Raw genomic sequence first — 21168 nt, 5'->3', positions numbered from 1 at the left:
GGCGAGGCAGGCGCCCCGTCCGCTCCTGCGGATAGGCTCATGACTTGGACCTTGATCGGACGGTTGTACGCCGGAGCAGGAGGCACCATGTCGGTTCCGGGGCGCAGAAGCAGCAACTTCTCTCGGCTGCTGCGGCACGGCTTCACCGATCCCTCCGCCGCCGAGCGGCTCCTCGGCGCCCCCGAGCTCTCGGCCGTAAAGACCGACCCGGTGCTCCTCGACGCACTCGGCGCGACCGCGGATCCCGACCTGGCACTGCTCGGGCTCGTACGCCTGGTGGAGGCGCAGGACCCGGACGAGCGGCACGTCTTCCTCGACACGCTCGTCAGGGCCAAGCCGCTGCGCGACCGACTGCTCGGAGTGCTCGGCGCGTCCGAGGCGCTCGGCGACCATCTGGCGCGGCACCCCAGGGACTGGCATGCGCTCGTCACGTACGAGGTCGTGGACCTGCACCCGGGAATCACGGAATTCGAACAGGGGCTCGCGGAAGCCGTCGATCCGGTCACGCTGCGAGTCGCGTACCGGCGCTGCCTGCTGTCCATAGCCGCACGCGACGTGTGCGGTACGACCGACGTCGCCCAGGCCGCCGCCGAACTGGCCGACCTGGCCACCGCGACACTGCGCGCCGCCCTCGCCATGGCCCGTACGGCCGCACCCGCCGATGCCGCCATGTGCCGGCTCGCGGTCGTCGCGATGGGAAAGTGCGGCGGGCACGAGCTGAACTACGTCTCCGACGTGGACGTGATCTTCGTGGCGGAGGCGGCGGAGGGAGCCGACGAGCGGAAGGCGATGAACGCCGCCACCCGGCTCGCCTCCCACCTCATGCGGATCTGCTCCGAGACGAACATCGAGGGCACGATCTGGCCGGTCGACGCCAATCTGCGGCCCGAGGGGCGCAACGGGCCGCTGGTACGGACCCTGTCCAGCCACCTCGCGTACTACCAGCGCTGGGCCAAGACCTGGGAGTTCCAGGCGCTGCTAAAGGCCCGCCCGGTGGCGGGCGACCTGGCGCTCGGCGAGGAGTATGCCGAGGCGGTCTCGCCGCTGGTCTGGCAGGCCGCCGAACGCGACAACTTCGTGGCCGACGTACAGAAGATGCGCCGCCGCGTCGTCGACAACATCCCGGCGGCGCAGGTCGAGCGCGAACTCAAGCTCGGGCCCGGCGGGCTGCGGGACGTCGAATTCGCCGTACAGCTGCTGCAGTTGGTGCACGGGCGCAGCGACGCCACGCTGCACAGCGGGTCGACGCTGGGAGCGCTGGAGGCGCTCGCGGCGGGCGGCTATGTGGGGCGGGCCGACGCCGCTCAGCTGGACGAGGCGTACCGCTTCCTGCGCGCCATGGAGCACCGCATCCAGCTGTACCGGCTGCGCCGCACCCACCTGGTGCCCCAGGGCGAGGCCGACCTGCGGCGGCTCGGGCGGTCGCTCGGGCTGCGCACGGATCCCGTCGCGGAGCTGAACAGGGCGTGGAAGCGGCACGCGGGAGTGGTACGGCGGCTGCACGAGAAGATCTTCTACCGGCCGCTGCTGGACGCGGTCGCCCAGCTGGCCCCCGGCGAGATCCGGCTCAGCCCGAAGGCGGCCGGGCAGCGGCTGGAGGCGCTCGGATACGCCGATCCGGCCGCCGCGCTGCGGCATCTGGAGGCACTGTCGTCCGGGGTCACCCGGAAGGCGGCCATTCAACGGACGCTGCTGCCGGTGCTGCTGGGGTGGTTCGCGGACTCCGCCGACCCGGACGCCGGGCTGCTCGGCTTCCGGAAGGTGTCGGACGCGCTGGGCAAGACACCGTGGTACCTGCGGCTGCTGCGGGACGAAGGCGCCGCCGCCGAGAACCTGGCCCGGGTGCTCTCGGCCGGGCGGCTGGCCCCCGACCTGCTGCTGCGCGCCCCCGAGGCGGTGGCGATCCTCGGTGACCCCGAGGGACTGAAGCCGCGCGGCCGGGATCATCTGGAACAGGAGGTCCTGGCGGCGGTCGGGCGTGCGGACACCGCCGAGGGGGCGGTCGCGTCGGTACGCGGGGTGCGCCGCCGGGAGCTGTTCCGTACGGCCGCCGCCGACCTGATCGGCTCGTACGGCACCGAGGAGAACCCGGCGGAGCAGGACCCGGGGGCCCTCGTCGACCGGGTCGGCAACGCGGTGACGGACCTGAACGCGGCCACGCTGGCGGGCGCACTGCGCGCCACCGTGCGCGCACAGTGGGGCGACGAGCTGCCGACGCGGTTCGCGGTGATCGGGGCGGGGCGCTTCGGCGGGCACGAGCTGAGCTACGGCTCCGACGCGGACGTGCTGTTCGTCCACGAACCGCGCGAGGGGGTCGACGAGCAGGAGGCGTCGCGGGCGGCGAATGCGGTGGTCGCCGAGATGCGGAGGCTGCTCGAACTGCCCACGACGGACCCGCCGTTGCTGATTGACGCGGATCTGCGTCCGGAGGGCAAGAGCGGCCCGCTCGTCCGTACGCTCGCGTCCTACGCGGCGTACTACCGGCGGTGGTCCCTGGTCTGGGAAAGCCAGGCGCTGCTGCGCGCCGAACCGATCGCGGGCGATCCCGGCCTGGGCCGCCGCTTCATCGAACTCGCCGACCCGCTGCGCTATCCGGCGGAGGGGCTGGGCGAGGACGCGGTACGCGAGATCCGCCGCCTCAAAGCACGCATGGAGTCGGAACGGATGCCGCGCGGCGCCGATCCGACGCTGCACGCGAAGCTGGGGCGGGGCGGGCTGAGCGACGTCGAGTGGACGGTGCAGCTCTTCCAGATGCAGCACGGCTGGGCGGAGCCGGGCCTGCGCACGACCCGCACCCGCGAGGCTCTGGCCGCCGCGCACGCGGCGGGCCTGATCGCCACGGAGGACGCCCAGACGCTCGACGAGGCATGGGTGCTGGCTACGCGGGTGCGGAACGGGGTCATGCTGGTGCGGGGGCGGGCCGGCGACACGTTCCCGTCGGACGGACGTGAACTGGCTGCGGTGGCACGGTACTTGGGGTACGACCCCGGCCATGTGGGCGACATGCTGGACGACTACCGACGTACGACGCGGAGGGCTCGGGCGGTGGTGGAGGAGTTGTTCTACGGGGCGTAGGGGCGCGGGTGGCGTTTCTTTTCCCCACCCCGCCCCTTCCCGGCTGTGACATTTGCGGCTGCCGCCGCGTGGGGGGGGCAAGCCCCCAGACCCCGGCATTTCAGCCCGTCCGGCGTTTGAGGACACTCCCCCAGACTTCGTCCGGGGGGACCCCCAAGGGCGTCCGGGGGTCTGGGGGCTTGCCCCCAGTTTCGGGAAGGGGCGGGTAGGGGAACTGCGCCGCAGGCACCGCGCTCACCCCGCCCCGCAGCAGCGACCCGCAGTCGGCCACATGCGCATCCAGCGCCAGCGCAACCGCCGCGCCGTAGGACCGGGCCCAGGCGATGAGCGCCGCGTCCCACGGACGCCTGCTGGCCGGGCCCGGCCGCGTACACCGAGGCCGTACGCCACCTCCACACCGCAGGCGTACGGACCGCCACCCACGCCATCGGCGACGCCGCCGTCCGCCATGCAACGGCAGGGCGAAAGATCGCGCACCGGGAGTGAGGCAACACAGACCGTGAGGGCACACGGTGTGCCCGGAGTTATCCCCGAAGGTATGCCCGGACCGGCCAGATCCGGCGCCGCGGCCCGTCTATGAGCTTCGGCAGCCGGTGCGGCATCGCGCCGTACCAGGAGAAGCTGAGGGCGTAGCCGAACGTCAGGCAGAGCATGCCGCCCACCGCGTCGAGCCAGAAGTGGTTGGCGGTCGCGACGATCACGACGAGGGTGGCCGTCGGGTAGAGCAGGCCGAGGATCTTCGCCCAGGGCACGGAGGCCAGCGCGAAGATCGTCAGGCCGCACCACAGCGACCAGCCGATGTGCATGGAAGGCATCGCCGCGTACTGGTTCGACATGTTCTTGAAGTTGCCTGATGCCATCGAGCCCCATGTCTCGTGGACCAGGACCGTGTCGATGAAGCGGTGCCCGTTCATCAGGCGGGGCGGCGCAAGCGGATACAGATAGTAACCGAGCAGGGCCACACCTGTAGTCGAGAACAGCACCAGACGGGTAGCCGCATAGCGGCCGGAATGACAGCGGAAGAGCCAGACCAGGACGCCGATGGTCACGATGAAGTGCAGCGTCGCGTAGTAGTAGTTCATGGTCACGATCAGCCATGTCACCGAATTCACGGCGCGGTTGACCGATTCCTCGAAGGCAAGACCAAGGGACCTCTCGGCTTCCCAGATCCAGTCCGCGTTGCGCAGGGCCGCTGCCCGCTGCTCCGGTACCGCATTGCGCACCAGTGAATACGTCCAGTAACTCACCGCGATGAGCAGGATTTCGAACCAGATACGGGGCCGGCGCGGCGCTCGCAGCCTGTTGAGAGCGGCGAGCCGTGTCGACGGCTGCCGTTCCTCTTCCTCCACGATGGGTGAGGGAACGTTGGCCGTCCGGCCTTCCAGAGTCTTCACGGTCGCGTCACCCATGGGGAGAGAGTCTGCCAGATGAGGACCACTCCTCGATCATCCTCCGGTCGGTTCCTGATCGCACGCCCTACGTCTTAAGGACGAGGCCCCGAGGCGGTTGAACCGCGTACGACCAGCTCCGGCATGAAGACGAATTCGCTGTGCGGAGCAGGTGTCCCGCCGACCTCTTCGAGGAGGGCGCGGACCGCGGCCTGTCCCATCGCCGTCACCGGCTGCCGGATCGTGGTCAGCGGCGGATCCGTGAACGCTATGAGCGGCGAATCGTCGAAGCCGACGACCGACACATCGCGCGGTACGTCGAGACCGAGCCGCCGGGCGGCCCTGATCGCGCCGAGCGCCATCATGTCGCTGGCGCAGACGATCGCCGTGCAGCCGCGCTCGACGAGGGCGGCAGCGGCGGCCTGGCCTCCCTCCAGGGTGTAGAGGGAGTGCTGGATCAGCTCTTCCGTCTCCTCGGGGGTCAGTCCGAGCCGCTCCTGCATGCCGGCCCGGAAGCCCTCGATCTTGCGGAGCACGGGCACGAACCGCTTCGGGCCGACCGCCAGGCCGATCCGGGTGTGGCCCAGGGACGCCAGGTGCGTCACGGCCAGCCGCATCGCCGCCCGGTCGTCGGGCGAGATGAAGGGCGCCTGGACTTTCGGCGAGAAACCGTTGACGAGAACGAAGGGGACACCCTGGGCGCGCAGCTGCTCGTAGCGCTGCATGTCGGCGGTGGTGTCCGCGTGGAGCCCCGAGACGAAGATGATGCCGGACACGCCGCGGTCGACGAGCATCTCGGTGAGCTCGTCCTCGGTGGACCCGCCCGGGGTCTGGGTGGCGAGGACCGGGGTGTAGCCCTGGCGGGTCAGGGCCTGGCCGATGACCTGGGCCAGCGCCGGGAAGATCGGGTTTTCGAGCTCGGGGGTTATGAGGCCGACCAGTCCCGCGCTGCGCCTGCGCAGACGGACGGGGCGCTCGTATCCGAGGACGTCGAGTGCGGCAAGAACGGATTCGCGGGTGGCCGCGGCAACCCCGGGCTTGCCGTTGAGTACGCGGCTGACCGTCGCTTCGCTGACCCCCGCCTGGGCTGCGATGTCGGCAAGCCGTGCGGTCATGTGAGTGGACTGTACCGGGCGCATGTCAGATTGCCCACCATGCACAGGAATCGGCCGATAGGGCGACCGTGCCGTCGGAGAAGACGGGGGCGGCGGATGCGATCAGAAGCCTGCCCGGTGTGGCGAGTTCGGCCTCGTGGTCCGTTGTGTTGAGGGTGCAGGCGAAACCGGGGCGGGTGAAGGTGAGCAGACCTTCGGCGGACTCCTGCCACTCCATCTCGCCGTCCCCGAGGCCCGGGAGTTCGCGGCGCAGGGCGAGCGCCGAGCGGTAGAGCTCCAGGGTGGACAGCGGGTCGCCGGTCTGGGCCTCGACGGTCAGCGACTTCCACGTGTCGGGCTGCGGCAGCCAGCTGCCGGCAGGGCCGAAGCCGTACGGCGGCTCGCCGCCCGACCAGGGCATCGGCACCCGGCACCCGTCGCGCAGGCCGTCCTGGCCGTTGCTGCGGAAGAAGGAGGGGTCCTGGCGGACGTCGTCGGGCAGGACCGTGACCTCGGGCAGGCCCAGCTCCTCGCCCTGGTAGAGATACGCCGACCCGGGCAGCGCCAGCATCAGCAGTGCGGCGGCGCGGGCGCGGCGCAGGCCGAGGGCGTCGTCCCCGGCGCCGTACCGGGTGAGGTGGCGGACCACGTCGTGGTTGGACAGGACCCAGGTGGTGGGGGCGCCGACGGAGGCGGTCGCGGCGAGTGACGCGTCGATCACGGCATGCATCGCCGTCGCGTCCCAAGGGCAGTTCAGGAACTGGAAGTTGAAGGCCTGGTGCAGCTCGTCGGGGCGTACGTACAGGGCGAGGCGCTCGGGGGAGGGGGCCCAGGCTTCGGCGACGCCGATCCGCTCACCGGCGTACGAGTCGAGAAGCCTGCGCCAGCCGCGGTGGATGTCGTGGACGCCGTCCTGGTCGAAGAACGGCAGGACCTGGGAGCCGATCATCTTCGCCTGCTCGCGGGAGCCGATGTCGGGCAGGCCCTCGGCCTTGACCATGCCGTGGGCGACGTCGATACGGAAGCCGTCGACGCCCAGGCCGAGCCAGAAGCGCAGGATCGAGTCGAACTCCTCGTGGACCTCGGGGTTGCGCCAGTTGAGGTCGGGCTGCTGAGGCGCGAAGAGATGCAGATACCAGGCGCCGTCGCGGGTGCGGGTCCAGGCGGGGCCGCCGAAGACCGACTCCCAGTCGTTCGGGGGGAGTTCGCCGTCGGCGCCCCGGCCCGGGCGGAAGTGGTAGCGCTCGCGGGCCGCCCCTCCGTCCCGCTCTGTGCCTTCGGCGGGTGCCGCGTCTTCGGCGAGTGCCGCCCTGAACCACGCGTGCTGGTCGGACGTGTGGTTCGGCACGACGTCGACGATCACGCGCAGGCCCAGCTCGTGGGCTGTGCTGATCAGTTCGGCGGCGTCGTCGAGGCTGCCGAAGAGCGGGTCCACGACGCGGTAGTCCGCCACGTCGTAGCCGCCGTCGGCCTGGGGCGATGCGTAGAAGGGGGTGAGCCAGACGGCGTCGGCGCCCAGGGCGGCCACGTGCGGCAGCCGGTCGCGGATTCCGCGCAGATCGCCGATGCCGTCGCCGTTGCTGTCCGCGAAGGAGCGCACGTACACCTGATAGATGACGGCGTCGCGCCACCATCCCCGCTGCGCGGTCCGTGTGGGCGTGAGCTCCTGCGTCATGAAGGTCCCTCTCGTACGGGGCGGGCTGGATCGGTAACTACGAGATCAACGCGGATGCTCTACGAAAGTAACAGTCCTGCAAGTCCTTGCGGTAGTGCTTGCAGGGTCCCCGACAAGGTCATGAGAGCGCCTGTGGCCTGTCTGGCAAGGGGTGGAACGGCAACCGTGAGGACACGCCGATGTAACGATCGGCTGGTCTTGCGGAAAATCTTCGCAAGCTCTTTCGGTCTTCTTTCATCCTTGTTACGTTCCTCGACGACCCGGCGCCGCGACGGAGCGGTTCGGCAGTTGAAGGAGTTCAGATGCGACGTGGCATAGCGGCCACCGCCCTGGTCGCGACCCTGGCGCTCGCGGCGACGGCTTGCGGTGGCGACAGTGGTGACAGCGGTGAGAAGAAGAGCTCGGGCAAGCTGTCCGGCACAGTCACCTGGTGGGACACCTCGACCGTCGGCAGTGAGGACAAGGTCTTCAAGAAGCTGGCCGAGGGCTTCGAGAAGAAGCACCCGGACGTCGACGTCAAGTACGTCAACGTTCCGTTCGGTGAGGCCCAGAACAAGTTCAAGAACGCCGCCCAGTCCGGCTCCGGCGCCCCCGACGTGATCCGCGCCGAGGTCGCCTGGACCCCGCAGTTCGCCGACCTCGGCTACCTCGCTCCGCTGGACGGCACCACCGCCCTGAAGAACGAGAAGGACTTCCTCGGGCAGGCCGCGGCCAGCACCAAGTACAACGGCAAGACGTACGCGGTGCCCCAGGTCATCGACTCCATGGGCCTCTTCTACAACGAGAAGATCTTCAAGGACGCCGGCGTCAAGGTGCCCCGGACGATCGACGAGCTGAAGAGCGTCTCGAAGAAGATCAAGGACAAGACCGGCAAGACCGGCCTCTACCTGCGCGGCGACGACGCGTACTGGTTCCTGTCCTTCCTCTACGGCGAGGGCGGCGACCTGGTCGACGCCAAGAAGAAGACGGTCACCGTCGACCAGGAGCCCGGCGTCAAGGCGCTCAAGGTCGTCAAGGACCTCGTCGACTCCGGTGCGGCCAAGACCGACGCCACCGACGGGTGGGAGAACATGCAGGCGTCCTTCAAGGACGGCAAGGCCGCCATGATGATCAACGGCCCGTGGGCCGTCGCCGACACCTTCGCCGGCAAGGAGTTCAAGGACAAGGCCAACCTGGGCATCACCACGGTGCCGGCCGGCTCCGCCGGACAGGGCGCCCCGCAGGGCGGCCACAACCTCGCGGTCTACGCGGGCTCCAAGAACCTGGACGCCTCGTACGCCTTCAGCGAGTACATGACCTCCGCCACGAGCCAGGCCCTGATCGCCAAGGAGCTCAACCTGCTCCCGACGCGCACCTCCGTGTACTCCCAGCCCGACGTGTCCGGCAACCACATCGTCGGCTTCTTCAAGCCCGTCGTCGACAAGGCCGTCGAGCGCCCCTGGATCCCGGAGACCGGCAGCCTCTTCGAGCCGCTGAAGACCGAGTACACCAAGGTCCTCACCGGCCAGACCACCCCGGAGAAGGGCGCCAAGGCCACCGGCGACTCCTACCGGAAGCTCCTCAAGGGCTGGAAGTAAGCAAGAAGTGACAGGAAGGCAGGAGGCCGGCTGATGGCTGTCCACACCAGCCAGTCGGTGGCGAAGGCCGCGGGTGACAATGTCGCCCGCGGCCGGAGCCGCGGCGCTGGAAAACCGCCCGGCAGGTTCCGCCGGGCCGTCTCGGTCCACTGGTACGCCTGGACCATGATCGCCCCGGTGGTGATCGTGATCGGCGTGATCATCGGCTATCCGCTCGGCCGCGGAATCTATCTGTCGATGACCGACGCCAACGAGCGCAACGTCGAGCGGTCCATCGGGGTCAATCACCTGCCCGCGACCTACAAGTTCGTGGGGCTGGACAATTACACCGACGCCCTCACCGGCAACCAGTTCCTGTCGACCCTCGGCTGGACCCTGGTCTGGACGGTCTCCTGCGTTTCCGTCACCTTCGTACTCGGCCTGACCCTGGCCAACATGCTCAACCGCAGGATCGCGGGACGCTCCGCGTACCGCATGATGCTGATCCTGCCCTGGGCCGTGCCCGGCTTCGTGTCGGTCTTCGCCTGGCGCTTCCTCTACAACGAGGACCGCGGCCTGCTCAACAAGCTCCTCGCGGGCGGCGGCATCGACGCGGTGCCCTGGCTCAACGACCCGACCTGGGCCAAGTTCGCGGTCATCGTCGTCAACGTCTGGCTCGGCGTGCCGTTCATGATGGTCGCCCTCCTCGGCGGCCTCCAGTCCATCCCCGGTGAGCTGTACGAAGCCGCCGAGATGGACGGGGCGAGCGCCTGGCAGCGGTTCCGCCACATCACCATGCCCGGGCTGCGCTCGGTCAGCTCCACCGTGGTCCTGCTGAGCACCATCTGGACGTTCAACATGTTCCCGGTGATCTTCCTGCTCACCCGCGGCGGACCCGGCGAGGCCACCCAGATCCTGGTCACCCAGGCGTACAAATTCTCCTTCGAGATCAGTCCCCGCGACTTCGCGATGTCCTCCACCTGGGGCGTACTGATCCTGATCCTCCTGATGGTCTTCGCCGCGGTCTACCGGCGAGCCCTCCGCAAGCAGGGAGAAGTCTGGTGACCACCACCGCAGTGCAGAACACCGCAGCGAAGAACACCGCAGGCAGGGCCCCGCACCGCGCCGGCCGGGTCCGTCCGCGCGGCGAGCGCTCGCCGCTCGCCTCCTTCGGCCTGCACGCCACGCTCATCGTGACGTCCGTGATCGCGGTCTTCCCGGTGCTGTGGGTCCTGCTGACCTCGCTCAAGCCCGCCAAGCACGCATCGACGACGGCGTTCTTCAAAGAGACGACGCTCGCGAACTACACGAACCTGCTGAACGACACCCCGTTCCTCACCTGGTTCGGCAACTCGCTGCTCGTCGCAGGCCTCACCACGGTCCTCGGCGTCTTCGTCTCGGCCACCACCGGCTACGCCGTCAGCCGCTTCCGCTTCCCCGGCATGAAACCGCTGATGTGGACGCTGCTGATCACCCAGATGTTCCCGGTCGCCGTCCTCATCGTGCCGATCTACAACATCATGTCGAAGATGGGCCTGCTCAATCAGCCCGCGGGACTGGTCATCACGTACCTCACCATCGCGGTGCCGTTCTGCGCCTGGATGATGAAGGGCTTCTTCGACACCATCCCGCAGGAGATCGACGAGTCGGGCCGCGTCGACGGCCTCAACCCGTTCGGCACCTTCTGGCGGCTGATCCTGCCGCTCGCCAAGCCGGGCCTGGCCGTGACCGCGTTCTACTCCTTCATCACCGCCTGGGGCGAAGTGGCGTACGCCTCCGCCTTCATGGTCGGTGACGAGAACCTCACCCTCGCCGGCGGTCTGCAGAAGTTCGTCAACCAGTACGGCGCCCAGTGGGGCCCGATGACCGCGGCCTCCGTGCTCATCGCCGTCCCGGCCGCCGTCGTCTTCGTCTTCGTGCAGCGCCATCTGGTGGCCGGAATGACAGCGGGCGCCACCAAGGGCTGACACCCTCCCACCCGCGTACAGCCAGTCGGCGGCGCCGGGCCGCACCCCACACCGGCGCCGCTCCCACCCCCATGACTTCCAGGGACGACATGACCCAGCACCTCGCTGCTCCCACCGCCCCCACCAGTGCCCCCACCAGTGGCCCCACCATTGGCCCCACCATTGGAAACCGGCGGCGCACCGGCTGGTGGCGGGACGCGGTGATCTACCAGGTCTATCCGCGCAGTTTCGCCGACAGCAACGGCGACGGCATGGGCGATCTCGAAGGGGTACGCCGCCGTCTCCCGTATCTCAGGGACCTCGGCGTCGACGCCGTCTGGCTCAGCCCCTTCTACGCATCCCCGCAGGCCGACGCCGGTTACGACGTCGCCGACTACCGGGCCATCGACCCCATGTTCGGCACCCTCCTCGACGCCGACGCACTGATCCGCGACGCCCACGAGCTGGGCCTGCGCATCATCGTCGACCTGGTGCCCAACCACTCCTCCGACCAGCACGAGTGGTTCAAGCGCGCGCTGAAGGAGGGCCCCGGCTCCGCCCTGCGCGGCCGCTACCACTTCAGGCCCGGTAAGGGCGCAGACGGCGAACTCCCCCCGAACGACTGGGAGTCCATCTTCGGCGGCCCCGCCTGGACCCGTACGACCGACCCGGACGGCACGCCCGGCGACTGGTACCTGCACCTCTTCGCCCCCGAGCAGCCCGACTTCAACTGGGAGAACCCGGCCGTCGCCGACGAGTTCCGCTCCATCCTCCGCTTCTGGCTCGACATGGGCGTCGACGGCTTCCGCATCGACGTCGCACACGGCCTGGTCAAGGCGGAAGGCCTGCCCGACCTCGGCAGCCACGACCAGCTGAAGCTCCTCGGCAATGACGTCATGCCGTTCTTCGACCAGGACGGCGTCCACGAGATCTACCGCTCCTGGCGGCAGATCCTCGACGAGTACCCGGGCGAGCGCATAGGCGTCGCCGAGGCATGGACCCCGACCGTGGACCGTACGGCCAATTACGTACGTCCCGACGAGCTGCACCAGGCCTTCAACTTCCAGTACCTCGGCACGGACTGGGACGCCGCCGCGCTGCGCGAGGTCGTCGACGTCTCCCTCGCCGCGATGCGACCGGTCGGCGCACCCGCCACCTGGGTGCTGTCCAACCACGACGTGACGCGGCACGCGACCCGGTTCGCCAACCCGGCGGGGCTCGGCACCCAGTTGCGCACGGCGGGCGACCGCGAGCTCGGCCTGCGCCGCGCCCGCGCCGCGTCGCTGCTGATGCTGGCACTGCCCGGATCGGCGTACGTCTACCAGGGCGAGGAGCTCGGCCTGCCCGACGTCACCGACCTGCCCGACGAGGCCCGCCAGGACCCGTCCTTCTTCCGCGCGGAGGGCCAGGACGGCTTCCGCGACGGCTGCCGCGTCCCGATCCCGTGGACGGCCGAGGGTCCGTCGTACGGATTCGGGGCGGGCGGCAGCTGGCTTCCGCAGCCGGAGTCCTGGGCCGGGCTGAGCGTCGAGACGCAGACCGGAGACCCGGACTCGACCCTGGAGCTGTACCGCTCCGCGCTGGCCGTGCGCCGCGAGCACCCGGGCCTGGGCGCCGGCACGGACGTGTCATGGCTGGACGCCCCCGACGGTGTCGTGGCCTTCGCGCGCGAGGGTTTCGTCTGCACGGTCAACACGACGGGCGCCCCGGTACGTATCCCGGCCCCCGGGCATCTCCTCCTCGCCAGCGCCGAAGTGACCGTCGGCGAGGGCGACTTCGACCTGCCTGCGGACACCACGGTGTGGTGGACGGTGTGACCGTCCCCGCGCCCCGGCTGGCGCACATCGCGGAGCACGCCTGCGTCAGCGAGGCGACCGTGAGCCGGGTGCTGAACGGCAAGCCGGGCGTCGCGGACACCACGCGTCAGCGGGTGCTCGTGGCGCTCGACGTGCTGGGCTACGAGCGGCCCGTACGGCTGAGGCAGCGCAGTGCGGGCCTGGTCGGCCTGGTGACGCCCGAGCTGACCAACCCCATTTTTCCGGCGTTCGCCCAGGTCATCGAGCAGGTGCTGGCCGGGCACGGCTATACGCCCGTGCTGTGCACCCAGCTGCCGGGCGGCGCCACGGAGGACGAGCTGGTCGACCAGCTCGTGGCGTGCGGCGTGGGCGGCATCGTCTTCCTGTCCGGGCTGCACGCCGACCTGTCGACCGACCCCGCGCGGTACGCCGCGCTGGCCGCGCGCGGGGTCCCGTACGTCCTGATCAACGGCTACAACGAGGCGATCAGCGCCCCCTTCGTGTCGCCCGACGACCACGCCGCGATGCGCATGGCGGTCGGACATCTCGCCGACCTGGGCCACGAACGCATCGGCCTGGCCGTAGGCCCGCAGCGGTACGTCCCCTCCCGCCGCAAGCGGGAGGGCTTCGTCGACGCGCTCGGCAGCGTGCTGCGGGTGCCCCGCGAGGAGGCCGAACTGGCCGTCCAGCACACGCTGTTCAGCGTCGAAGGCGGCCAGGTGGCGGCGGGAGCGCTGCTGGACAGCGGGTGCACGGGCATTGTCTGCGGCAGCGACATGATGGCGCTCGGCGTGGTGCGCGCGGCGCGCGGGCGCGGGCTCGAAGTGCCCGACGACGTCTCGGTGGTGGGCTTCGACGACTCGCAGCTGATCGCCTTCACCGACCCGCCGCTGACCACGGTGCGCCAGCCGGTACAGGCGATGGCGACGGCCGCGGTGGGTGCGCTGCTGGAGGAGATCGGCGGCAACCCGGTGCTGGGGGCACCTCCCAGCGGTAGCTGGGGGAGCACGGAGTACGTCTTCCAGCCGGAGCTGGTGGTACGGGGCTCCACCGCGCCGTCGCGCGCGTAGCGGACGTAACGGATGTAGCGGAGAGCTTCGGCGAGAGGCCGGGGGTGGGTCGGGGGCGGCAGGGGGAGCCCCGGACCTGCCCAGGTCGGGCCGCGGGGAATCGATGGTCCGGGGAGCCCCTGTCGTACCCGGCCCGACCGGACGGGCGCGTGGGGCCCGGACCTGCCGGGACCCCCGCCGGCCGAGCTGGAGCCGGGAAGAACGTAACAGCTCCGCAAGTGCTTGCGAAAGAGCTTGCAAGAAGAAATCCGCCAGCAATCGGCAAGATTTCCCGCAGGTTAGCGGAGTGTGTCTCAAGGGTTGACCCCGCTGGTGAGGGCTCGTACGGTCTGCCCCGCGGCAAGTTTTCAACTATTGCTGCAAGAACATTCAAGCCTTGAGGGCAAGGCGCGTTGCCGCGCGAGGCTGCACCGTCGCACCCGCACCTCCCCCCATGCAGGAGGAAACATGGCCCGCAGACCTTTCTCTGCCGCGCTCGCCCTCGCCCTCACGGCCGGAGGAGCCGTCCTCGTGGCGCCCACCGGCACCGCACAGGCCGCCCCGCCCGGCGACAAGGACGTCACCGCGGTCCTCTTCGAGTGGAAGTTCGACTCGGTCGCCACGGAGTGCACCCGGACACTCGGACCGGCCGGTTACGGCTACGTCCAGGTCTCCCCGCCCCAGGAGCACATCCAGGGCAGCCAGTGGTGGACCTCGTACCAGCCCGTGAGCTACAAGATCGCGGGACGGCTCGGTGACCGCACGTCGTTCGCGAACATGGTCAACGCCTGCCACGGGGCGGGCGTCAAGGTCATCGCCGACAGCGTCATCAACCACATGGCGTCGGCCGGCGGGACCGGTACCGGCGGCTCGTCGTACGAGAAGTACAACTACCCCGGCACCTACTCGGGCGCGGACATGGACGACTGCCGCACCCAGATAGGCAGCAACTACGGCGACCGCGCCAACGTCCAGAACTGCGAGCTGGTCGGCCTCGCCGACCTCGACACGGGCGAGGACTACGTACGCGGCCGGATCGCAACGTACCTGAACGACCTTCTCTCGCTGGGCGTCGACGGCTTCCGCATCGACGCGGCCAAGCACATGCCGGCCGCCGACCTCGCCAACATCAAGTCCCGGCTGAGCAATCCGGGCGTGTACTGGAAGCAGGAGGCGATCTACGGCGCGGGGGAGGCGGTCTCGCCGAGCGAGTACCTCGGCTCGGGCGATGTGCAGGAGTTCCGGTACGCCCGTGACCTCAAGCGGGTCTTCAACCAGGAGAACCTGGCCTACCTGAAGAACTACGGCGAGGGCTGGGGCTACATGGAGAGCGGCAAGTCCGCCGTCTTCGTGGACAACCACGACACCGAGCGCGGCGGCGACACCCTCAACTACAAGGACGGCGCGAACTACACGCTGGCGAACGTCTTCATGCTGGCCTGGCCCTACGGCTCGCCCGACGTCCACTCCGGCTACGAATGGTCGGACAAGGACGCCGGGCCGCCCAACGGCGGGACGGTGAACGCGTGCTGGAGCGACGGGTGGAAGTGCCAGCACAACTGGCCCGAGATCAAGAGCATGGTCGGCTTCCGGAACGTGGCGCGCGGTCAGGGCGTCACGAACTGGTGGGACAACGGCGGCGACCAGATCGCGTTCGGGCGGGGCGACAAGGCGTACGTCGCGATCAACCACGAGGGCTGGTCGCTGACCCGTACGTTCCAGACGTCGCTGGCGGCCGGCACGTACTGCGACGTGCAGAACAACAGGTCGGTGACAGTCAACGGCTCCGGCCAGTTCACGGCCACGCTGGGCGCGAACACGGCGGTTGCGCTGCATGTGAATGCGCGTACATGTAACGCCGGTTGACCCCCGGGGCGTCGCAGGCGCGGGTTGCCTGCGGCGCTTTCCCCTACCCGCCCCTTCCCGAACTGGGGCTCCGCCCCAGACCCCGGTCCTCAAACGCCGGACGGCTGAAAATCCAGCCCGTCCGGCGTTTGAGGACACGCCCGTAGGGCGTCCGGGGGTCTGGGGGCTTGCCCCCAGTTTCGGGAAAGGGGCGGGTAGGGGAACCGCGCCGCAGGCAACCTGCACCCGCACTGCACCCGCACGCACCGCACCCGCACCGCACCCGACAACCACGCACCACCCCTCAACCAAGGAGACCACCTCAAATGCCCAGCAGAGCCGGCGCAGCCATCGCGGCCGCCCTGTTCGCAGCGCTCATACCCGCGCCGCCCGCAGCCGCAACGGCATCCGCCGCCGCGAAGCCGCCGGCCCCGCCGTCGGACAGAGCTCTCGCCGCCACGCCCGCGCGGCACGACCTGACCCGGGAGCAGTTCTACTTCGTACTGCCCGACCGGTTCGCGAACGGCGACACCGCCAACGACCGCGGCGGCCTCACCGGCTCACGCCTGGAGACGGGCTACGACCCCGCCGACAAGGGCTTCTACCAGGGCGGCGACCTCAAGGGCCTCACCGAAAAGCTCGACTACATCAAGAACCTCGGTACCACCTCCATCTGGATGGCACCGATCTTCAAGAACAAGCCAGTACAGGGCACCGGAAAAGACGCATCAGCCGCCTATCACGGCTACTGGATCAGCGACTTCACCCAGGTCGACCCCCACTTCGGCACCAACGCCGATCTGGAAAAGCTGATCGACAAAGCCCACGCCAAGGGCATGAAGGTCTTCTTCGACGTCATCACGAACCACACCGCCGACACCGTCGACTACGCCGAGAAGAAGTACGGCTACCGCCCCAAGGGCGCGCACCCCTACCTCGACAGGTCCGGCAGGCCCTTCGACGACCGCGAGGGCATCCCCAAGGTCGACGCCGACACCTTCCCGTACACCCCGAAACAACGGCCCGAGGCCGAGAAGAAGGTCCCGGCCTGGCTCAACGACCCCACGATGTACCACAACCGCGGCGACTCCACCTTCGCGGGCGAAAGCTCCGAGTACGGCGACTTCGCCGGCCTGGACGACCTGTGGACCGAGCGTCCCGAAGTCGTCGACGGCATGGCGGAGATCTACCAGAAGTGGGTCCGCGACTTCGAAATCGACGGTTTCCGCATCGACACCGTGAAGCACGTGGACCTGGACTTCTGGACCGAATGGGCGACCGCCCTCGACGCGTACGCCGCCAAGCACGGCCGCGACGACTTCTTCATGTTCGGCGAGGTCTACTCCGCCGACCCGCAGGTCACTTCGCCCTACGTCACGCGCGGCCGCCTCGACTCGACCCTCGACTTCCCGCTCCAGGACGCGACCCGCGCGTACGCCTCCCAGGGCGCGGCGGCGAGCAGGCTCGCCAAGGTCTTCGGCGACGACTACCGCTACACCACGGACAAGGCCAACGCCTACGAGCAGGTCTCCTTCACCGGAAACCACGACATGGGCCGCATCGGGACCTTCCTCAAGCAGGACAACCCGAAGGCCGAGGACGCCGAGCTGCTGAAGCGCGCGCGCCTCGCCAATGAGCTGATGTTCTTCTCGCGCGGCAACCCGGTCGTCTACTACGGCGACGAGCAGGGCTTCACGGGCGCGGGCGGCGACAAGGACGCCCGCCAGACGCTCTTCGCGTCGAAGACCGCGGATTATCTGGACGACGACCAGCTCGGCACGGACCGTACGCACGCCTCCGACGCGTACGACACCGAGCACCCCCTCTACCGCTCCATCGCCGAGCTCTCGAAGCTCACGAAGGACCACCCCGCCCTCAGGGACGGCGTACAGCAGCAGCTGCACGCCGAAGGCTCCGTGTACGCCTTCTCCCGTACGGACGCCAAGCGCAAGACCGAGTACGTCGTTGCCACGAACAACGGTTCCGAGCCGAAGACCGTAGAGCTGACGACCGGCTCGGCGAACACCGGCTTCCGTACCCTGTACGGCGATTCCGACGACACGGTACGCAGTGACGCGGACCGCAAGATCAAGGTCACCGTCCCCGCGCTTTCCAGCGTCGTACTCCAGGCCACCAAGCCCCTCCCCGCCCCCGCCGCCAAGCCGGCCATCACCCTCAAGGCCCCCGCAGCCGGCGCCACCGGCACCGTCGAGATCAGCGCGGACACCGACGGCGGGCAGCTCAACCGTGTCGTCTTCGCCGCCCAGACCGGCAACGGCAAGTGGCGCACCCTCGGCTCCGCCGACCACGCCCCGTACAAGGTCACCCAGCATCTGAACCGCGACGTAGCGGCCGGAACCGCCTTGCGGTACAAGGCAGTTGTGGTGGACAGTGCCGGGCGCACCGCGAGCGCCCTCGCCTCGACGACGGCGGGCCGGGCCCCCGCGCCCGACAGGCCGACCGCCGTCGAGCGCGACTACGCCGTCGTCCACTACAAGCGTGCCGACGGCGACTACGACGGCTGGCAGCTCAAGTCCGGCGACGGCGACAAGGCAGCCGCCTTCACCGGCCGCGACGCCTACGGCGCCTTCGCGTGGATCAAGCTTGCCGAGGGCGCGGGCTCGTTCCCGTACACCGTCGAGAAGAACGGCACGGCCGACGGCCCGCAGCGCACCGTCGACCTCGGCAAGACCGGCGAGGTCTGGATCGAGCAGGGCAAGGAAGGACAGGCGACCAAGGCTCCCGAAGGCGCCTACCCGCCCCAGGACAAGACCAAGGCCGTCCTGCACTACAAGCGTGCCGACGGCGACTACGACGGCTGGGGCCTGCACACCTGGACAGGCGCCAAGGATCCGACCGACTGGTCGAAGCCGCTGCTGCCGGTGAAGAAGGACGCGTACGGCGCGACCTTCGAGGTCCCGCTCGCCCCCGGCGCCACCTCGCTCAGCTACATCCTGCACAAGGGCGACGAGAAGGACCTCCCGAGCGACCAGTCCCTCGACCTCGCCACCTACGGCAACGAGGTGTGGATGCTCGCCGGGCAGCCCAAGTACCTGCTGCCGCAGACCGGCGGCGCGGCCACGCTCGACCTGACCAAGGCCGAGGCCCAGTGGATCGACGCCGACACGGTCGTCTGGAAGGTCAAGGCCACCGAGGCCACCAGCCAGCAGCTCGTGTACGCACCCGAAGGCGGCATCGCGGTCGTCGACGGCGCGCTCTCGGACGAGGGCCGGTGGCTGCGCCTAGGCACGTCCACTCTCACCGACGCGCAGAAGGCCGAGTTCCCGCACCTCAAGGACTATCCGGCCTTCACCGTCGACCCGCGCGACCGCGACCGGGTCCGCGCATCCCTGCGCGGCCAGATCATCGCCACCCAGCGCGCGGCGAACGGCGCACTGCTCGCGGCCACCGGCGTCCAGCTGCCGGGCGTGCTGGACGACCTGTACGGCTCGAAGGCGACCAAGGCGGCCCTGGGCCCGGTCTTCGACCGCAAGGGCAGGCCCACTCTCTCCGTCTGGGCACCGACCGCCCAGTCCGTGGCCCTGGAACTCGACGGCAAGAGCGTCGGCATGAAGCGGAACGCAGCGACCGGCGTCTGGTCCGTCACCGGCAGCAAGAGCTGGGCGGGCAAGCCGTACCGCTACGTCGTGAAGGTCTGGGCGCCCAGCGTCCAGAAGGTCGTCACCAACAAGGTCACCGACCCCTACTCGACCGCACTCACCGCCGACTCGGCGCGCAGTCTCGTCGTCGACCTCACCGACCCGAAGCTGGCCCCCAAGGGCTGGTCGACGCTCAAGAAGCCGGCGGCGACACCGCTGCGCGACGCGCAGATCCAGGAGCTGCACGTCCGCGACTTCTCGGTCGCGGACCGCACCGCCAAGCACCCGGGGGAGTACCGGGCCTTCACCGACCGCGGCTCGAAGGGCATGAAGCACCTCGACAAGCTGGCCGATTCCGGCACGTCGTACGTCCACCTCCTCCCCGTCTTCGACATCGGCACCATCCCCGAGAAGAAGTCCGACCAGCAGCGCCCCGCCTGCGACCTGTCCGTCTACGCACCCGACTCGGACGAGCAGCAGGCGTGCGTGGCGAAGGCGGCGGCGAAGGACGCGTACAACTGGGGCTACGACCCGCTGCACTACACCGTGCCCGAGGGCTCGTACGCCAGTGACCCGGACGGGACGCGGCGCACGGTCGAGTTCCGGCAGATGGTCCAGGGCCTGAACAACTCCGGCCTGCGCACGGTCATGGACGTCGTCTACAACCACACCGTCGCGTCGGGCCAGGCCGACAAGTCCGTACTCGACAAGATCGTCCCCGGCTACTACCAGCGGCTGCTCGCCGACGGCAGCGTGGCCACCTCCACCTGCTGTGCGAACACGGCGCCGGAGAACGCCATGATGGGCAAGATGGTGGTCGACTCGATCGTGACCTGGGCCCGCGAATACAAGGTCGACGGCTTCCGCTTCGACCTCATGGGCCACCACCCCAAGGCCAACATCCTCGCCGTCCGCAAGGCACTCGACGAGCTGACGGTCGCGCGCGACGGCGTGGACGGCAAGAAGATCATCCTGTACGGGGAGGGCTGGAACTTCGGCGAGATCGCCGACGACGCGCGCTTCGAGCAGGCCACTCAGAAGAACATGGCAGGCACCGGCATCGCGACCTTCTCCGACCGGGCGCGCGACGCGGTGCGCGGCGGCGGGCCGTTCGACGAGGACCCGGGCGTGCAGGGCTTCGCGTCCGGCCTCTACACGGACCCTAACTCCTCTCCCGCCAACGGAACGGTGGCCGAACAGAAGTCCCGGCTGCTCCACTACCAGGACCTGATCAAGGTGGGCCTGTCCGGCAACCTCGCCGCGTACACCTTCACAGACACCAGCGGCCGTACGGTCAAGGGCTCCGAGGTCGACTACAACGGCGCCCCCGCCGGTTACGCGGCGGCCCCCGGCGACGCCCTCGCGTACGCCGACGCCCACGACAACGAAACCCTCTACGACGCACTCGCCTTCAAACTGCCGCGCGGTACGGCGGCGGCGGACCGTGCGCGCATGCAGGTACTGGCGATGGCGACGGCGGCGCTCTCCCAGGGCCCGGCGCTCTCCCAGTCGGGGAGCGACCTGCTGCGTTCGAAGTCGCTGGACCGTAATTCGTACGACAGCGGCGACTGGTTCAACGCGATCCACTGGGACTGCCGGGACGGCAACGGCTTCGGCCGGGGCCTGCCGCCGGCGGCGGACAACAAGTCCAAGTGGTCATACGCGAAGCCCTTGTTGACGGCTCCGACGCTCACGCCGGGCTGCTCGGAGATCGACGGCGCGTCGGGGGCGTACCAGGACCTCCTGAGGATCCGGACCACGGAGGGGGCGTTCAGCCAGTCGACGGCGGACGCCGTCCAGAGCCGCCTGGACTTCCCGCTCTCGGGCAAGGACGAGACGCCGGGCGTCATCACCATGCGGCTTGACAAGCTGGTCGTGGTCTTCAACGCGACCCCCGACCGGCAGACCCAGAAGGTCACCGCCTTGGCGGGCAAGGACTACGCCCTGCACGCGATTCAGGCGAACGGCTCTGACCCGACGGTCAAGAAGTCCTCGTACGACGGGGACACGGGCACGTTCACGGTGCCGGGGCGGACGGTGGCGGTCTTCACCCAGGAGTAGGCGCTGCGGTTGCCTGCGGCGCAGTTCCCCGCGCCGCAGGCAACGCGCACCCCGCTACAACCGCCGCTCAAGAAGCGTCACGTA

10 protein-coding genes and 2 pseudogenes are annotated in these 21168 nt (G+C 69.4%); 9 read left to right on the top strand and 3 right to left on the bottom strand.

The features are described 5' to 3' along the window. Positions 1 to 87 precede the first annotated feature (87 nt). Together PXH83_RS06510 and PXH83_RS06505 are read left to right on the top strand one after the other, a co-directional pair. Positions 88 to 3075 carry a bifunctional [glutamine synthetase] adenylyltransferase/[glutamine synthetase]-adenylyl-L-tyrosine phosphorylase gene (locus PXH83_RS06510; RefSeq protein ID WP_274557727.1) on the top strand — a complete coding sequence of 996 codons (2988 nt, stop codon included), beginning with the start codon at positions 88 to 90 and terminating at the stop codon, positions 3073 to 3075. Between the two features lie 339 nt (positions 3076 to 3414). Next, positions 3415 to 3525: pseudogene (locus PXH83_RS06505) on the top strand (amidohydrolase); the annotation flags it as partial. A gap of 74 nt (positions 3526 to 3599) precedes the next feature. Here the strand turns inward: PXH83_RS06505 and PXH83_RS06500 are convergent. From PXH83_RS06500 to PXH83_RS06490, 3 genes are all read right to left on the bottom strand, one after another. Then, positions 3600 to 4484, bottom strand: a complete 885-nt coding sequence (locus tag PXH83_RS06500; RefSeq protein ID WP_274557724.1) for a phosphatase PAP2 family protein — start codon at positions 4482 to 4484, stop codon at positions 3600 to 3602. Positions 4485 to 4558: 74 nt separating this feature from the next. Beyond that, positions 4559 to 5578: a LacI family DNA-binding transcriptional regulator gene (locus PXH83_RS06495; protein ID WP_274557722.1), complete on the bottom strand. Its 1020-nt coding sequence runs from the start codon at positions 5576 to 5578 to the stop codon at positions 4559 to 4561. A 25-nt stretch (positions 5579 to 5603) separates the two neighbouring features. Continuing rightward, the gene (locus PXH83_RS06490; RefSeq protein ID WP_274557720.1) at positions 5604 to 7232 is read right to left on the bottom strand and encodes a glycoside hydrolase family 13 protein; all 1629 of its coding nucleotides are present in this window, start codon (positions 7230 to 7232) and stop codon (positions 5604 to 5606) included. Positions 7233 to 7534: 302 nt separating this feature from the next. Between PXH83_RS06490 and PXH83_RS06485 the strand changes: the two genes are divergently transcribed. The 7 genes and pseudogenes from PXH83_RS06485 to pulA all read left to right on the top strand — a co-directional run bounded on the left by PXH83_RS06485 (position 7535) and on the right by pulA (position 21084). Further along, a complete protein-coding gene (locus tag PXH83_RS06485; protein ID WP_274557718.1) occupies positions 7535 to 8809 on the top strand; it encodes an extracellular solute-binding protein in 1275 nt (424 codons plus the stop codon). Positions 8810 to 8842: 33 nt separating this feature from the next. Then, entirely contained in the window at positions 8843 to 9853 is a 1011-nt protein-coding gene (locus PXH83_RS06480) for a carbohydrate ABC transporter permease (RefSeq protein ID WP_214915472.1), read from the top strand. 11 nt (positions 9854 to 9864) lie between these two features. Beyond that, positions 9865 to 10755, top strand: coding sequence for a sugar ABC transporter permease (locus PXH83_RS06475; protein ID WP_274562700.1), 891 nt, complete (start codon positions 9865 to 9867; stop codon positions 10753 to 10755). A gap of 89 nt (positions 10756 to 10844) precedes the next feature. Beyond that, positions 10845 to 12551, top strand: a complete 1707-nt coding sequence (locus PXH83_RS06470; RefSeq protein ID WP_274562699.1) for a glycoside hydrolase family 13 protein — start codon at positions 10845 to 10847, stop codon at positions 12549 to 12551. After that, complete coding sequence (locus tag PXH83_RS06465) at positions 12536 to 13600, top strand: LacI family DNA-binding transcriptional regulator (protein WP_274557714.1); 1065 nt, start codon at positions 12536 to 12538, stop codon at positions 13598 to 13600. Before PXH83_RS06470 ends, PXH83_RS06465 begins: the two co-directional genes overlap by 16 nt. Before the next feature lie 447 nt (positions 13601 to 14047). Next, positions 14048 to 15442: pseudogene (locus tag PXH83_RS06460) on the top strand (alpha-amylase); the annotation flags it as partial. A 308-nt stretch (positions 15443 to 15750) separates the two neighbouring features. After that, positions 15751 to 21084: a pullulanase-type alpha-1,6-glucosidase gene (gene pulA / locus PXH83_RS06455; RefSeq protein ID WP_274557711.1), complete on the top strand. Its 5334-nt coding sequence runs from the start codon at positions 15751 to 15753 to the stop codon at positions 21082 to 21084. The last annotated feature ends 84 nt before the right edge of the window (positions 21085 to 21168 follow it).

Origin of the sequence: Streptomyces spiramyceticus, assembly GCF_028807635.1 — a bacterium.
Lineage (GTDB): Bacteria > Actinomycetota > Actinomycetes > Streptomycetales > Streptomycetaceae > Streptomyces > Streptomyces spiramyceticus.
Note: the sequence above shows the minus strand (reverse complement) of the source record. Positions and strands in the feature narration are given on the sequence as shown.

Bases quoted from the DNA above. Each gene is read 5' to 3' on its own strand.
- PXH83_RS06510 (WP_274557727.1), top strand. From the start codon at position 88: ATGTCGGTTCCGGGGCGCAGAAGCAGCAACTTCTCTCGGCTGCTGCGG.
- PXH83_RS06500 (WP_274557724.1), bottom strand. From the start codon at position 4,484: ATGGGTGACGCGACCGTGAAGACTCTGGAAGGCCGGACGGCCAACGTT.
- PXH83_RS06495 (WP_274557722.1), bottom strand. From the start codon at position 5,578: ATGACCGCACGGCTTGCCGACATCGCAGCCCAGGCGGGGGTCAGCGAA.
- PXH83_RS06490 (WP_274557720.1), bottom strand. From the start codon at position 7,232: ATGACGCAGGAGCTCACGCCCACACGGACCGCGCAGCGGGGATGGTGG.
- PXH83_RS06485 (WP_274557718.1), top strand. From the start codon at position 7,535: ATGCGACGTGGCATAGCGGCCACCGCCCTGGTCGCGACCCTGGCGCTC.
- PXH83_RS06480 (WP_214915472.1), top strand. From the start codon at position 8,843: ATGGCTGTCCACACCAGCCAGTCGGTGGCGAAGGCCGCGGGTGACAAT.
- PXH83_RS06470 (WP_274562699.1), top strand. From the start codon at position 10,845: ATGACCCAGCACCTCGCTGCTCCCACCGCCCCCACCAGTGCCCCCACC.
- pulA (WP_274557711.1), top strand. From the start codon at position 15,751: ATGCCCAGCAGAGCCGGCGCAGCCATCGCGGCCGCCCTGTTCGCAGCG.